This window comes from Mycobacterium sp. E3298, from assembly GCF_001666895.1.
Lineage (GTDB): Bacteria > Actinomycetota > Actinomycetes > Mycobacteriales > Mycobacteriaceae > Mycobacterium.
The window spans coordinates 1-14043 of record NZ_LZJB01000391.1; the positions used below are offsets into that span (position 1 = coordinate 1).

The following is a 14043-nucleotide window of genomic DNA, read 5'->3' on the forward strand; positions in this document are numbered from 1 at the left end:
CGCTGGCGCGCATCGTGTCCACCGGCGTCAGCGGCCTGTCGCCGGAGATCATGGGGCTGGGTCCGATCGAGGCGTCCAAGAAGGCGCTGGCGCGGGCGGGCATGTCGATCAACGACATCGACCTCTACGAGATCAACGAGGCCTTCGCGGTCCAGGTGCTGGGCTCGGCCCGCGAGCTGGGCATGGACGAGGACAAGCTGAACGTGTCCGGCGGGGCGATCGCACTGGGCCACCCCTTCGGCATGACCGGCGCGCGGATCGCGACCACGTTGATCAACAACCTGCAGACGCACGACAAGACGTTCGGCCTGGAGACCATGTGTGTCGGTGGCGGCCAGGGCATGGCGATGATCATCGAGCGGCTCAGCTGACCGCTCTTCACTAGCGGTCGAGCGTGCGCCCAGGGCGGCGACACGCCGGGAAGGCCCGCCATGAGCGCACGCTCGGCGGCGTCAGTTCACATTCGACGCCCGGCACGAAAAGACCGGCACGCCTTTGGCGTGCCGGTCTTTTCGTCGACGAGGGTTAGTCGTTCTGCAGATAACTGAGCAGACGCAGGATCTCGATGTACAGCCAGACCAGCGTCACGGTCAGACCCAGCGCGATGCCCCAGGCCGCCTTGTCCGGCGCCCCGGCGCGCACCATCTGGTCGGCCGCGTCGAAGTCGATCAGGAAGCTGAACGCCGCGATCCCGATGCACACCAGCGAGAAGATGATGGCGATCGGTCCGCCGCTGCGCAGGCCCAGGCCGGTACCGCCGCCGACGTGGAACATCGCGAGCACGAAATTGCCGAGCATCAGGAACAGCACGCCGAACATCGCGGCGACCAGCATCCGGGTGAACTTGGGCGTGACCCGGATGGCCCCCGTCTTGTAGACGACGAGCATGCCGAAGAACACCCCGAAGGTGCCCAGGACGGCCTCCCCGATCAACGCGCCGGCATTGGCGTGCGAGACGGAGAAGTTGGCGAACACGAACGAGATGGCGCCCAGGAAGAGCCCCTCGAGCACGGCGTAGCTGAGCACGATGGCCGGGCTGTCCTGCTTGCGGCCGAACGTCGCGACCAGCACCAGCCCCAGGCCGCCCAGCGCGCCGATCATTGTCAGCGGCATCGCCAGCGCCAGGTTGGACGCCACCAGGAAGTAGGAGACCACGGCGGACACCGCCAGCACGGCCAGCGTGATGCCGGTCTTGGTGACGACGTCGTCGATGGTCAGCGGACGCGAAGCCCTGGCCTCCTGGTACGGAGCTGGGTAGGGCGCCGCGTAGGGGTCGGCTCCATAGCCGTAGCCCTGCATCGGGGGCGCGCCCGTGCCGAATTGCGCGTATCCGCCCTGCTGCTTGGGCAGCGAACGAAATACCGGGTTGCTTGTCTCCCGCACCGTCGGATCCTCTCTATTGGCTTCGAGCTGTGCGAACACAATCTCAACGAGCAGCGTGCCGTCCGGGTTCCCAGCCGAACTGGGCATTTTCCGGCGCCCAGAGCCTTTGCTGCTGGCGTCGGGTTAAAGATAACCCTTACCCGCGGGTAGGGCGCCGGTCGTCACGATCTAGATTTTTCGTCGAGGGTGACCCGGCGATGGGAGGTTTGGGCGTGACCGACGAATCCGACGAGGTTCTCACCCGCATCGACGGCGACGTCGGTCTGATCACGCTCAACCGCCCCAAGGCCATCAACTCGCTCAATCAGCAGATGGTGGACGCGCTCGGCGCGATCCTCACCGACTGGGCCGACGACGACGCGGTGCGCGCGGTCGTGCTCTCCGGCGCCGGTGAGCGCGGGTTGTGCGCCGGCGGCGACGTGGTCTCCATTTATCAAAGCGCGCGCAAGGACGGCGTCGAGGCGCGGCGGTTCTGGCGCGACGAGTATCTGCTCAACGCCCAGATCGCCGACTTCTCCAAGCCATACGTGGCGCTGATGGACGGCATCGTGATGGGCGGCGGCGTCGGCGTCAGCGCACACGCGAACATCCGCGTGGTGACCGACACCTCGAAGGTCGCGATGCCCGAGGTCGGCATCGGCTTCGTTCCCGACGTGGGTGGGGCGTTCCTGCTGTCGAGGGCGCCCGGCGGGCTGGGGCTGCACGCGGCGCTGACCGGGGCGCCGTTTTCCGGCGCCGACGCCATCGCCATGGGGTTCGCGGACCACTACGTGCCCCACCCGGATCTCGAGGCGTTCACCCGGTCGATCGTCGCCGATGGGGTGCAGGGCGCCCTGGTCAAGCACGCCGTCGAGCCGCCACCGAGCGAGCTTGCGGCCCAACGTCATTGGATCGACGATTGCTATGCGGCTGAGACGGTCGAAGAGATCGTCGCCAATCTGCGCGGACACGGCGGCCCGGCCGCGGAGGCGGCCGACCTGATCTCCACCCGCTCGCCGATCTCGTTGTCGGTGACGCTGGAGGCCGTTCGGCGCGCCGCCAAACTCGAGACGGTGAAAGACGTTCTGGTTCAGGACTATCGGGTGTCGTCGGCGTCGCTGCGGTCGCACGACCTGGTGGAAGGCATCCGGGCGCAGCTGATCGACAAAGACCGCAACCCGAAGTGGTCGCCGGCGACGCTGGGCGCGGTGACCGCCGCCGACGTCGAGGCGTATTTCACCCCGGTCGACGACGACTTGAGTTTCTAGAAAGGCGATTTGGATGACAGACCCCACCTCCAAGAGCTACGAAACCATCCTGGTCGAACGCGACGGGCGCGTCGGCACCATCACCCTGAACCGGCCCAAGGCGCTCAACGCGCTGAACACCCAGGTGATGAACGAAGTCACCAGCGCCGCAGCGGAACTCGACAACGACCCCGGCATCGGGGCGATCATCATCACCGGTTCGGCCAAGGCGTTCGCCGCCGGTGCCGACATCAAGGAAATGGCCGCCCTGACGTTCGCCGACGCGTTCGGCGCCGACTTCTTCGCCCCCTGGGCCAAACTCGCCGCCGTGCGCACCCCGACGATCGCCGCGGTCGCCGGGCATGCGCTGGGCGGCGGCTGCGAGCTCGCCATGATGTGCGACGTGTTGATCGCCGCCGACACGGCGAAGTTCGGCCAGCCCGAGATCAAACTCGGGGTGCTGCCCGGCATGGGCGGTTCGCAGCGCCTGACCCGCGCCATCGGCAAGGCCAAGGCCATGGACCTCATCCTGACCGGGCGCACCATCGACGCCGCCGAAGCCGAACGCAGCGGCCTGGTTTCGCGCGTGGTGCCGGCCGACGACCTGCTCGACGAGGCCAAGGCCGTCGCCACCACCATTTCGCAGATGTCACGCTCGGCGACCCGGATGGCCAAGGAGGCCGTCAACCGCGCGTTCGAATCCACCTTGTCCGAGGGACTTCTCTACGAACGTCGGCTCTTCCACTCCACCTTCGCGACCGACGACCAGTCCGAGGGAATGACGGCGTTCATCGAGAAGCGCGCTCCCAACTTCACCCACCGGTAGGCCTGCGATGACCGAGCCGGGTTCTGCGACGACCGCGCCGGAAGACGAGGCCGAGCCGGCAGCCGAACCGGAAGCCGGTCCGGCGACTCGCCGGCTACGGTGGAGCCAAAAGCCCTGGTGGGTGCGCCATTACACGTTCACCGGCACCACCGTCGGGCTGATCTTCATCTGGTTCTCCATGACGCCGTCGCTGCTGCCGCGTGGCGCGCTGTTCCAGGGCCTGGTCAGCGGGATCTCCGGCGCCATCGGCTACGGGCTGGGCGTCTTCGCCGTGTGGCTGGTCCGCTACATGCGCGCCAAGGACCACAGTCCCCCGCCGCCGCGGTGGGCGTGGATGGTCCTGATCCCGATCGGCGCGCTCGGAATGGTGTTGATGGCCATCTGGTTTCACGTCTGGCAGGACAACGTGCGTGACCTGATGGGCGTCGCACACCTGCAGTGGTACGACTACCCGGTCGCCGCGGGCCTGTCGATCGTGGTGCTGTTCACCTTGGTCGAAATCGGCCAGTTCATCCGGTGGCTGGTCCGCTTCCTGGTGGGTGAGGTCGACCGCATCGCGCCGTTTCGGCTGTCGGCGACCATCGTGGTGGCGTTGCTCGTGGTGCTCACCATCACCCTCCTCAACGGCGTGGTGCTCAAGTTCGCCATGCGCACCATGAACAACACCTTCGCGTCGGCGAACAACGAGATGAACCCCGACACGGCGCCGCCCAAGACGCCGCTGCGTTCCGGCGGGCCCGAGTCGCTGGTGTCATGGGAATCCCTTGGGCACCAAGGCCGCATCTTCGTCGAAGCCGGGCCCAGAGTCGACCAGCTCGCCGCCTTCAACGGCGCGCCGGCCACCGAACCGATCCGGGCCTACGCGGGACTGAACTCCGCGGACGGCATCACGGCGACCGCCGAGCTCGCCGCCCGCGAGCTGCAGCGCACCGGCGGGCTGCAACGTGCCGTCGTCGCCGTAGCGACAACCACCGGCACCGGCTGGATCAACGAGGCCGAAGCCGACGCGCTCGAGTACATGTACAACGGCAACACCGCGATCGTCAGCATGCAGTATTCGTTCCTGCCGAGCTGGCTGTCCTTCCTGGTGGACAAGGAGAACGCCCGCCACGCCGGGCAGGCGTTGTTCGAGGCCGTCGACCGACTCATCCGCCAGATGCCCGAGGCGCAACGCCCCAAGCTCGTCGTGTTCGGCGAGAGCCTGGGATCGTTCGGCGGCGAGGCGCCGTTCATGAGCCTCAACAACGTCCTCGCCCGCACCGACGGCGCGCTGTTCAGCGGACCGACATTCCAGAACACCATTTGGACCGACCTGACGTCGACGCGCGACGCCGGCTCCCCGGAGTGGCTGCCGATTTACAACGACGGCAAGAACGTCCGATTCGTCGCTCGCCCAACCAACTTGGGCCGCCCGAACTCGCCGTGGGACCACCCGCGGGTGGTCTATCTACAGCACGCCTCAGATCCGATCGCCTGGTGGTCACCCGACCTGCTGTTCAGCGAACCGGACTGGCTGCGGGAGCGGCGGGGCTATGACGTGCTGCCCGAGACGCGCTGGATCCCGGTGGTGACGTTCCTACAGGTTTCGGCGGACATGGCGGTGGCGGTCGACGTGCCCGAGGGACACGGCCACCACTACGTCGCCGACGCTGCCGACGGCTGGGCCGCCGTGCTGTCACCGCCCGGCTGGTCGCAGGAGAAGACCGACAAGCTGCGGCCGCTGCTGCATTCGGACGCGACCTCCACCGGCTAGAGCCAGCGGCGACCCGGCGTGCCGGAGTTGGCGAGCAGCCCCGGGCCGGCGTCCACCGGCGCGGCACCGGAAAGCTGTTCCAGCACACCCGAACCCGCGAGGGCGTGATACCCGCCGATGACGTCGGTGGCGCGGTGCAGGCCGATGTCGAGCAGCGCGGCGGCAGCGAGGCTCGAGGTATAACCCTCCGAGCAGACGATCACCCATTCGACGTCGTCGCCGACCGCCTCGGGCAGCCTGGCGTCGCTGGTGGGGTCGCAGCGCCACTCCAAGACGTTGCGCTCGATCACCAGCGCACCGGGGATCTCACCCTCGCGGAACCGCTGGGCCTGCGGACGGATGTCGACGAGCACCGCCCCGCGCCGCAGCGCGTCGGGCACTTCGGCGGCGGGAAGGCGACGGAAACGGCGCCGGGCGGATCTCAACACAACGTCGATGCGGCTCATCAGGGTCCCTCCGGTTGATCGGTCAGCTCGGTGCGCTGGCGGCGCAGGCGATTACGGCCGGTGACCTCGTAGTAGGACATCGCGGTCAGGGGCGGCGAATAGGCGTGCACGCTGAGCGACGGACGCACCGCCCCGCCTCCGGCGCCCGCGAAGCCCGAGACAGCCACCGCGACGGGCCGGGGGGCCCACACCACGTCGTGCACCCAGCCCAGCGGGAACCCGGCCTGGTCGCCGGCGTCCAGCCGCCGCTGCCGCAGGGCGCGGCCGTCCCAGCGGAATTCGTTGAGCGAGCCGGACACCACGGTCAGCGCGCCCAGCGATCCGCCGTGGTCGTGCAGTTCGGTGTGATGGCCGGGCACCCAGCTGATCAGCCAGACGTCCAGCTCCTCGTCACCGTGGATGCGGGTGAACCAGCGCCGCGTCTCCGGTATCCCGCCCGGGGGCAGCAGGTGGTCGCAACGCCCGCTCAGCACGTCGTCGGCGGCCTGGTCGGTGGCGTGCATGAGGTCGGGCACCCGCAGGCGGGTCGGTCCCGACGATGGGGACGAGACGTGGCGCGGGCGCAACGCAGCCGGGGCGGCGAGGGGCACAGACATCGGGGAGCTCCAGAGAAAACGGATCGGACGGGCGGCGGCGTGTTACGGCCGACAACACTCGCAAAATCCGAAGCGCTCCATCACGGCCGCCAGTGTTGCATAGATTGGGCCGGTGCGCCGGTGCGCTCGTCGACCCCTGCTGTGCGGCACGCTCGCCGTGGCGGCCGGTTTGTTGGCCGTAACGGGATGCTCCGCTGACCACCCCAGCGGCAGGCCCGCGTCCTCGTCGACGCGTCCGGCCGGCATTCCCAGTGGCCCCGGGGCGGCGCCCCCGGGCGCCGTCGGGCTCTCGCCGGGGGGCGTGACGACCAGGGTCGACGTGCCCGCGGATTCGACCGAGGAAGAGTATTACCAGGCCTGTCACGCCGCGAAAGTGTGGATGGATGCCCAGCCCAGGACCGGTCAGTCGCTGTTCGAGCCCTACTTGGCGATGCTGCAGGCCGCGCCGTCGGGCACCCCGGGCAGCTGGAACGCCCGGTGGGCGGACCTGACGCCGGCCCGACAGGCGGCCGTGCTCACCGCCGCGCGCGCAGCCGCCAACGACGAATGCGGCTAGCGCTTTTTCAACCCCCGGCAATTGAATTCACGGCTAGAAGAAACTGCCGACCCGGCCGGTGCGGCCGGGCGCCGCCGCGCAAAATGAAGGGATGCCGGACGAACCCGCCGCAGCGGTTGCGCGCCGATCGTCACCGACCCGGGTGGCGTTGGCGCTGGGCAGTGGCGGGGCGCGCGGCTACGCCCACATCGGGGTGATCGAGGCGCTGCGCGCCCGCGAGTACGAGATCGTGGGGATCGCGGGCTCGTCGATGGGCGCGCTGGTCGGCGGCCTCGAGGCGGCCGGGCGCCGCGACGAGTTCGCCGACTGGGCGAAGTCCCTCACGCAGCGCACCATCCTGCGGCTGCTGGACTTCTCGATCAGCGCGGCGGGGGTGATGCGCGCCGAGAAGATCCTCGACGCGGTACGTGACATCCTCGGCCCGGTCGCCATCGAGCAGCTGCCCATCCCCTTCACCGCGGTGGCCACCGACCTGGTGGCCGGCAAGTCGGTGTGGTTTCAGCGCGGGCCGGTCGACACCGCGATCCGCGCCTCCATCGCCATCCCCGGCGTGATCGCCCCGCACGAGGTCGACGGGCGTCTGCTGGCCGACGGGGGCATCCTGGACCCGCTGCCGATGGCGCCGCTTTCGGCGGTCAACGCCGACGTGACCATCGCGGTGAGCCTGTCCGGCAGCGAGGCGATCGCCAACCGCGACGCGGAGTCGGGAGTCACCGCCGAATGGCTGAACCGCATGGTGCGCAGCACCTCGGCGCTGCTCGACACCACGGCCGCCCGCTCGCTGCTCGACCGGCCGACCGCGCGGGCCGTTCTCGGCAGGTTCGGCGGGTCCACCGCCGACGCGGAAAGCTGGCCGGACGACCCGGACGTCGAGGAGAACGCGGCCGAGGACGAGGTGGCCGGTGAATTGGCCGGCGCCGCACCGGATATCCCGAAACTGGGCAGCTTCGAGGTGATGAACCGCACGATCGACATCGCCCAGGCCGCGCTGGCGCGCCATACGCTGGCCGTCTACCCGCCCGACTTGCTGATCGAAGTTCCGCGCTCGATCTGCCGGGGCCTGGAGTTCCACCGGGCGGCGGAGGTGATCGCCGTCGGGCGTGCGCTGGCGGATGAGGCGTTGGACGCCTTCGAAAACGACCGCGCCGCGCCGCCCCCGATCGAGGACTGAAACCGCTCTGCCGCAACGGGTTAGGCCCCGAGGAAGCGCGCGACGGCTTCGGCTTCGCGGCGGCCCTGCTCGCGGCCGGCCAGCGCCGACGCGACGCGGCAGGCGGGATCCAACGGATTGGGCCCAAACGCCGCCAGCGAGCCGGAGTCGGCGAACACCGCGACCGTCGCGCCGCTGAAGGCGGAGATCTCCGCGGCCGGGCCGGCGCCGAACGGCGACGGCGTGTCCGCACCCGAGGGCACCAGCACCACCGCCGCGCCGCAATCGGCGGCCACACCGAGGTTGACCGAGCTGGCCACCCCGCCGTCCATGTAGCGCCGGCCGGCGATCGCCACCGGCGGCCAGGCCCCGGGCACCGCGCAACTGGCCGCGACCGCGTCGACGAGGTCGACGCCGGACTCGCGATCGAAAACGGCCAATTCGCCTGTGTCAACGTCGATTGCGGTGATCCGCAGCGCCCGGTCGGGCCAGTCGTGGGATGGCAAGCGCTGCGCGATGACCCGCCGGCGCACCGGCGGTGCAACGGTTTCGGTCGCGAGTGCCACGGCGCCGATCCGCTGCATCTGCTGCCGGGTCCGGTCCGACGGGTCGGAATAGGGCTCGGCCAAGGCGCTGAGGAACATTTTGGTGATCGTTTCGACGTCGACCCCGGAATCGATCTCGGCGGACACCTCGGCGACCTGCCGGTCGAACAGCTCATCGAGCGGGGCGCCACTCCCGATTTGCGCGGCGACCGTCGACCCCGCGGAGGTGCCCACCAGAACGTCGGAATCCAGTAGCAGCCCGGCCGCAGCCGGTGACTCGTCGGCGATGCCGCGCAAAATGCCTGTCTCCCAGGCGATTCCCGCTATCCCCCCACCGGCCAGGACTAGGGCTCGTCTGGTTGTCACGCCCACCCACTCTGCCAGGCCGCCGTCGGCTAGCGCGGGGCGCCCGGCAACGCGTGTTGCGCCTCCTGGACCGGTGCGCTCAGCTCCGCCCGGCGCAGCAGGTGTGCGGGCGGGCCGGGCAGGATCAGCCGGCGGTCGACGCGCAGCGTGGCGTCCACGTGGACCAGCTCGCCCGGCTCGAGCAGGCGCCAGCGGGGGTCGTCATCCATGCGTTCGGTGGCGAACACCACCGACGATCGGGTGCACAGATGTTCCGAGCGCGCATGAATGCGGTTGGTGCGCATGTCGAATGCCGGGGTCTGGGTGGCGGCATCGTCGGAGCGGTCCAGGATGTAGAGCTCGTGCGTGTCGGGGTAGCGCAGCGCCCACATGTCGGTGGCCGTGCTCAGCAGCACGTTCACCGCATAGATCGGCGCATTGGCCGCGAGCCACCTCATGGCAACGGTCAGGCCCGCGGTGACGTCGCCGTCGAGCGCTCGGATCGAGGCGGTGATCAATGCGAACACCCGCTCGGAGTCGGTGTCGCCGAGAACCAGATCCCCGGTGCCGACCTCGCGCAGCCGGTCGTCGAGAACGTCGAGCCCCTCGACCACGCCGTTGTGCGCGAAGATCCGGCCGTCCTGCAGGAACGGGTGGGTGTTACGGACGTCGAGGGAACCGGTCGTCGCGTAACGCACGTGCGCGATGAACGTGGTGCCGGTCAGGTCATGGGCCTCGGTAGCGAACGCCGCGTCCTCCCAGGCCGCCATGGGCTGCTTGTCCAGCTGCGGCCGGCCGCGCCCGTCGAAGACGCCCACGCCCGTGCCGTCCGGGTTTCTCCTGCTCTGTTCGGCGAGGCTGTCGGGGGCGTCCAACAACCAGAACGTCGCGGTGCAAACGTCCGTCCCGGCGTGGAGCCCGAATAGTCGGCACATGTTCTCGACGGTACCGAGCGCCAGCCGGCGGGTTCAGTCGCGGGCCTCGACCACCCAATAGCCGTGCTCGGCGTAGCGCGCGCGGATCGCCTTCTTGTCGTACTTGCCCACACTGGTGCGCGGAATCTCCTCGACGAACGCCCACCTCTCGGGCAGCCACCAACGAGCCACCTTCTCCGCGAGGAACTTTCGCAGGTCCTCGGCGCTGACCGTCGCGCCTTCCTTGGCCACCACGACCGCCAACGGCCGTTCCTGCCAACGCTCGTCGGGCACGCCGACCACCGCTGCCTCCACCACATGCGGGTGCCCGATCAAGCTGTTCTCCAGCTCGACCGAGGAGATCCACTCGCCGCCGGACTTGATGACGTCCTTGGCCCGGTCGGTCAGGGTGACGAAACCGCGCTCGTCGATCCGCCCCACGTCACCCGTGCGCAACCAACCGGAATCGAACTTCGAGTCGTCGGCCGTCAGGTAGTAGGAGCCGGCGATCCACGGGCCGCGGACTTCCACCTCGCCCACGGCCTCGCCGTCGTTGGGCAGCACCTGGCCGTCGTCGTCGACGATCCGCATCTCGACCCCGCAGACCGGTTGCCCCTGGGTGGCGCGGTACGTCCAGTGCTGATCCTCGGGGGTGCCCGGCGGCGGCCATGCCATGGTGGCCATCGGCGAGGTTTCCGTCATGCCCCACAGCTGCCGGATCTGCACGCCGTGCTTCTCCTCGAACGTGCGCATCAACGACAGCGGAACGGCCGATCCCCCACAGACCACCAACCGCAGCGACGACATGTCGTGGTCCGGTTCGTCCTCCAGGCGATGCAACACGTCGTTCCAGATGGTGGGCACAGCACCGGCGACGGTCGGTCGCTCGTGTTCCACCATGCCGATCAGCGACCGCGCGTCCAGATGGCAGTCGGGCAACACCAGGTCGGCGCCGGCCATCAGCGCCGCATAAGGCAGGCCCCACGCGTTGGCGTGGAACATCGGCACGATCGGCAGCACGCTGTCGACCGAACCCACGCCGATGCCGTTGGTGCTGCAGGCCGCCATGGTGTGCAGGTAGCTCGAACGATGGCTGTACACCACGCCTTTGGGGTTGCCGGTGGTGCCGCTGGTGTAGCACATGGCGGCCGCGGACTGCTCGTCGATGTCGGGCCAGTCGAACTCGGTGGACTCGCCAGCGAGCACGTCGGCGTACCGCAGCACGGTCTTGCCCGAACCCTCGAACGGCGCGGTGTCACCCTCCCCGACGACGATCGCGGTGTGCACGGTCTTGAGGTCGCCCAGCACCGGCGCGAGCAGCTTGGCCAGCGACGCGTCGACCAGCACCACCTGGTCTTCGGCCTCGTTGGCGACGTAGACGATCTGCTCGGCGAAGAGGCGGATGTTGAGGGTGTGCAGCACGGCGCCCATCGACGGCACCGCCAGGTAGGTCGCCAGGTGTTCGGCGTTGTTCCACATGAACGTCGCCACCCGTTGATCCCCGGTGACGCCGAGGCGGCGCAGTCCGTTCGCCAGCCGCGCGGCGTCCCGGCCCAGTTCCCGGTAGCTGGTTCGCCGGTAGCCGTCGCCGGTGGCGGTGGCAACCGTGCGAGCGCCGTGCACGCCGCAGCCGTGCCGCATGATCGCGGTGATCGTCAACGGAAAGTCCTGCATGGTGCTGTCCATCGAGGTACCGCCCTTGGATCTCGGCGCAGCGGCGACCGATGTCAACCCTCGGGATGCGGGGTGGCCGGGTGCCGCGCCGGAGGCGAGGGGCCGCCGGCAGCCTCCACCCTAAGCCCGAGTTCGGCGCCGGCGTCGGCAATCACCCTAAGCCAGTACGGGTTCCCGCTGCGCCGGCGCGAGCAGCCCGGTGGTCGACTCGTCGGCCGGCCCCGCGGCGATCGGCGCCACCGTGACCGCGCCGGAGTAGTCGCCGATGTAGAGGTACCTGCCATCCGGGCTTTCCACCACGCAGGACGGGTCCTTGACCGCCGTGATCTCACCGATGACGTCGTGGGTGCGCGTGCAGACCACCGCGACATGGTCGTCGCCGACCAGATAGGCACGGCGGCCGTCGCGGCTGAGCGCGAGGCGGGTCAGCGGACCGGCGACCTCGCTGAGCTTGCGCGTGCCGGTGATCTTGCGGGTGCGGATGTCGATGACATCGAGCACAGCGCCCACAATGGGGCCGCAGCTGGCTACGTAGGCCGTACCGCCGTCGTCGCTCAGTGCGACGTCACGGATGGGTAACCCGAGCTCGTAGGCGCCGGCGATGTGCAAGCGCCGAGTGTCGACTTCGACCAGTTGGCCGCCCGACGGGCCGTTGGTGGCGGCGTAGAGGTGACGCCCGTCCGGGCCGATGCGGACACAGTCCACGGTGGTCCCCGGTGCGGTGGCGAGGTCGATCACCTCGAAGTCGTCGGTGGTGGTGTCCAGGACCGTGACGTCGGCTCCGCAGACGCCGTTCCGGCCGGCGTAGACGAACCTGCCGTCGGCACTCACGGCAAGGTCGCTCACGGTGTTGGCCAGCGGATGCGTCGCCACCCACGCGTTGGTGACCAGGTCGACGACGTCGACGGAGTCGTACGCCGTGGTGGCCGTGCTGACATAGGCGCGCGGGTTGGTCCCACCGCTGAGGGCGATCGTGGAGGGCTCGCCGAGGCCGGTGACGGTCTGCACCACCCGGCGCGCATCGGTGTCGACGATCGAGACCGATGCGCGGGCGTGGTTGGCGACTATCAGCCGGCTGCCGTCGGGGCTTACGCAGGCATCGCTGATCGGACCGTATCGCACCGGAATCCGGACCACCGAGCCCTCGTCGAGTCGGAAGTTTGGCTCTTCTCGGTCGTCCGGGAAGGCCTTGCGGCCGTTCACACCGCTCACGTTGCACCGCCTTTGCTGGTCGTCGGCGCGGAGGCAAAATCGTCGGAAATTGCGCGACAATTAGGTCTCCGGACCCAGGAGGATCTCAGCACCGAAAGGCACTGACCCGACTGGTTTTTCGATCTTACCGGCCAAAATTCGCGTCGAAGAGCGCCAAATTCCCCGACGTTAGCTACGTCACTCCCCGCGCTCAGGTTCTGCTCAGGCTCGCAATAACGCTGTACCGCAGTCGCTTACCCTCAGCGAAAGAGACGCAAACGCGCATCCGGCGGATTTCGCTTTAGCCGCTAACGCGCCCGGTCAGCGCCCCAGCATTGTCCAAGTTAAGAAATTCTCAGGCTCAATCCCGCGAAGAGGGAAAGATCACACCTTATCGACTAGCTGAATTGGGTTCTGGGCCGGGGCAAGGCGGCACCGTCGACGACGATATCGAGCTTTTCGTTGTAAAAGGCCACCAGACCGGCGATCTGGCCGACCGCGGGCAACGGGTAGTGATAGGTCCAGGCCAGGTCCGGATGCAGCGCACCGCCGGAGCGCACCGACCAGTATCCCGACGTCACCCCTTTGTACGGACACAGCGTCTGTGTCGCGCTCGATTCCAGATGCTCAAAAGAGATATCGGTGGGGTCGATGTAATACCTTGTCGGTAAACCGGTTTCAAAGAGCAGGACGGGAGACCTGGTGTCGGCCAGCACAATTCCATCCAGCTCGACACGGACATGCCGATGCGACCGCAGCGCGTCCACGCGCGAATAGGGGTTCCGCGGGTGGCCGTAGATCGGCTCGTCTTCCTCGAACCAGCGCAACGAATTCCATTCGAATCGCACGGTCCCGGCCACCGGGCCGTCGCCGTCGGCGTCGAACACCCGCGCGGCGGACGGATCAGTGCGACCGGAGCCCTCCAGGGCGTACAGCCGCGATGCGCCGAATTGCACCTTCTGCGAATGGTTCTCGTCACGCAGGAACTCCGGGCGGACATCGGCCAGCGGTATGTAGTACTGCGGGTAGTACGGAACCTCCCACACGTAGAGCGCCGCGGTGGTGTCGAAGACCAACGCGTCTGAAAGATAGCCCCGCACCCGGCGCGGTGCAGGCTCGACCCTGCCGCGCGCGACGGCCATTTCGGGGTAATCACGCTCGACGGTCATGTCTGATCCTTGGCGGCCAGCCCGGCCGGCGCGTGGGCGATCGCCCTACGGATGGCATCGGCGAGCGCCAGGGCGCTCTCCTCGGTGAGCTCCAGCGCCACCCGCGCCGACGGCCCGAGCTCCGGATTGATCACGTCGATGTTGACCGTGTGGCCGTAGGGGGCGTGCACGGGGTGATCGACATACACCGTCGCGCGGCTGGCGCCGAACCACCCCGTGGCGCCCTTGCCGCTGCCGTCGATTCCGACGTGTTCGGTGAGATAGGTGCA

Annotated in this window: 14 protein-coding genes and 1 pseudogene; 6 read left to right on the forward strand and 9 right to left on the reverse strand. The window is 68.7% G+C overall.

Going from position 1 to position 14043, the window contains the following annotated elements; translation table 11 throughout:
* A pseudogene (locus A9X05_RS18190) lies at nt 1–371 on the forward strand (acetyl-CoA C-acyltransferase); the annotation flags it as partial.
* A gap of 154 nt (nt 372–525) precedes the next feature.
* On the opposite strand, the gene A9X05_RS18195 reads toward A9X05_RS18190, so the two are convergent.
* Complete coding sequence (locus A9X05_RS18195) at nt 526–1383, reverse strand: Bax inhibitor-1/YccA family protein (protein WP_067759335.1); 858 nt, start codon at nt 1381–1383, stop codon at nt 526–528.
* 212 nt (nt 1384–1595) lie between these two features.
* On the opposite strand from A9X05_RS18195, the gene A9X05_RS18200 reads away from it, so the two are divergent.
* The 3 genes from A9X05_RS18200 to A9X05_RS18210 are packed head-to-tail and all read left to right on the forward strand — an operon-like array spanning nt 1596 to nt 5188.
* Nucleotides 1596–2630 (forward strand): enoyl-CoA hydratase/isomerase family protein, encoded by a 1035-nt coding sequence (locus A9X05_RS18200; protein ID WP_067783182.1) that lies wholly within the window; start codon nt 1596–1598, stop codon nt 2628–2630.
* Between the two features lie 13 nt (nt 2631–2643).
* Nucleotides 2644–3435: an enoyl-CoA hydratase gene (locus A9X05_RS18205; RefSeq protein WP_067759274.1), complete on the forward strand. Its 792-nt coding sequence runs from the start codon at nt 2644–2646 to the stop codon at nt 3433–3435.
* Nucleotides 3436–3442: 7 nt separating this feature from the next.
* Nucleotides 3443–5188, forward strand: a complete 1746-nt coding sequence (locus A9X05_RS18210; protein ID WP_067759277.1) for an alpha/beta-hydrolase family protein — start codon at nt 3443–3445, stop codon at nt 5186–5188.
* On the opposite strand, the gene A9X05_RS18215 is transcribed toward A9X05_RS18210, so the two are convergent.
* The gene (locus A9X05_RS18215) at nt 5185–5634 is read right to left on the reverse strand and encodes a rhodanese-like domain-containing protein (RefSeq protein WP_067759280.1); all 450 of its coding nucleotides are present in this window, start codon (nt 5632–5634) and stop codon (nt 5185–5187) included. The two genes, A9X05_RS18210 and A9X05_RS18215, sit on opposite strands and share 4 nt — an antisense overlap.
* Nucleotides 5634–6230: a cysteine dioxygenase gene (locus A9X05_RS18220; RefSeq protein ID WP_067759283.1), complete on the reverse strand. Its 597-nt coding sequence runs from the start codon at nt 6228–6230 to the stop codon at nt 5634–5636. The genes A9X05_RS18215 and A9X05_RS18220 overlap by 1 nt, the downstream gene beginning before the upstream one ends.
* 112 nt (nt 6231–6342) lie before the next feature.
* On the opposite strand from A9X05_RS18220, the gene A9X05_RS18225 reads away from it, so the two are divergent.
* Together A9X05_RS18225 and A9X05_RS18230 are read left to right on the forward strand one after the other, a co-directional pair.
* Nucleotides 6343–6786, forward strand: a complete 444-nt coding sequence (locus tag A9X05_RS18225) for a lipoprotein LpqV (protein WP_067783185.1) — start codon at nt 6343–6345, stop codon at nt 6784–6786.
* Nucleotides 6787–6877: 91 nt separating this feature from the next.
* Nucleotides 6878–7957 carry a patatin-like phospholipase family protein gene (locus A9X05_RS18230; protein ID WP_156670218.1) on the forward strand — a complete coding sequence of 360 codons (1080 nt, stop codon included), beginning with the start codon at nt 6878–6880 and terminating at the stop codon, nt 7955–7957.
* Nucleotides 7958–7977: 20 nt separating this feature from the next.
* On the opposite strand, the gene A9X05_RS18235 is transcribed toward A9X05_RS18230, so the two are convergent.
* The 6 genes from A9X05_RS18235 to A9X05_RS31725 all read right to left on the reverse strand — a co-directional run.
* Nucleotides 7978–8847 (reverse strand): patatin-like phospholipase family protein, encoded by an 870-nt coding sequence (locus A9X05_RS18235; protein ID WP_067759356.1) that lies wholly within the window; start codon nt 8845–8847, stop codon nt 7978–7980.
* Between the two features lie 29 nt (nt 8848–8876).
* A complete protein-coding gene (locus A9X05_RS18240; RefSeq protein ID WP_067783188.1) occupies nt 8877–9761 on the reverse strand; it encodes a class II glutamine amidotransferase in 885 nt (294 codons plus the stop codon).
* Between the two features lie 33 nt (nt 9762–9794).
* Nucleotides 9795–11426, reverse strand: coding sequence for a long-chain fatty acid--CoA ligase (locus tag A9X05_RS18245; RefSeq protein WP_067783191.1), 1632 nt, complete (start codon nt 11424–11426; stop codon nt 9795–9797).
* Nucleotides 11427–11570: 144 nt separating this feature from the next.
* On the reverse strand, nt 11571–12626 hold the full coding sequence (locus A9X05_RS18250) for a WD40 repeat domain-containing protein (RefSeq protein ID WP_067783194.1): 1056 nt from the start codon (nt 12624–12626) through the stop codon (nt 11571–11573).
* Between the two features lie 377 nt (nt 12627–13003).
* Nucleotides 13004–13774 carry a DUF427 domain-containing protein gene (locus A9X05_RS18255; protein WP_067783196.1) on the reverse strand — a complete coding sequence of 257 codons (771 nt, stop codon included), beginning with the start codon at nt 13772–13774 and terminating at the stop codon, nt 13004–13006.
* The coding region (locus A9X05_RS31725) for a DUF6295 family protein (RefSeq protein WP_067783199.1) at nt 13771–14043 on the reverse strand (273 nt) is incomplete at its 5' end. The genes A9X05_RS18255 and A9X05_RS31725, both read right to left, overlap by 4 nt.

Bases quoted from the DNA above. Each gene is read 5' to 3' on its own strand.
- A9X05_RS18220 (WP_067759283.1), bottom strand. From the start codon at position 6,230: ATGTCTGTGCCCCTCGCCGCCCCGGCTGCGTTGCGCCCGCGCCACGTC.
- A9X05_RS18240 (WP_067783188.1), bottom strand. From the start codon at position 9,761: ATGTGCCGACTATTCGGGCTCCACGCCGGGACGGACGTTTGCACCGCG.
- A9X05_RS18230 (WP_156670218.1), top strand. From the start codon at position 6,878: ATGCCGGACGAACCCGCCGCAGCGGTTGCGCGCCGATCGTCACCGACC.
- A9X05_RS18245 (WP_067783191.1), bottom strand. From the start codon at position 11,426: ATGGACAGCACCATGCAGGACTTTCCGTTGACGATCACCGCGATCATG.
- A9X05_RS18215 (WP_067759280.1), bottom strand. From the start codon at position 5,634: ATGAGCCGCATCGACGTTGTGTTGAGATCCGCCCGGCGCCGTTTCCGT.
- A9X05_RS18205 (WP_067759274.1), top strand. From the start codon at position 2,644: ATGACAGACCCCACCTCCAAGAGCTACGAAACCATCCTGGTCGAACGC.
- A9X05_RS18255 (WP_067783196.1), bottom strand. From the start codon at position 13,774: ATGACCGTCGAGCGTGATTACCCCGAAATGGCCGTCGCGCGCGGCAGG.
- A9X05_RS18210 (WP_067759277.1), top strand. From the start codon at position 3,443: ATGACCGAGCCGGGTTCTGCGACGACCGCGCCGGAAGACGAGGCCGAG.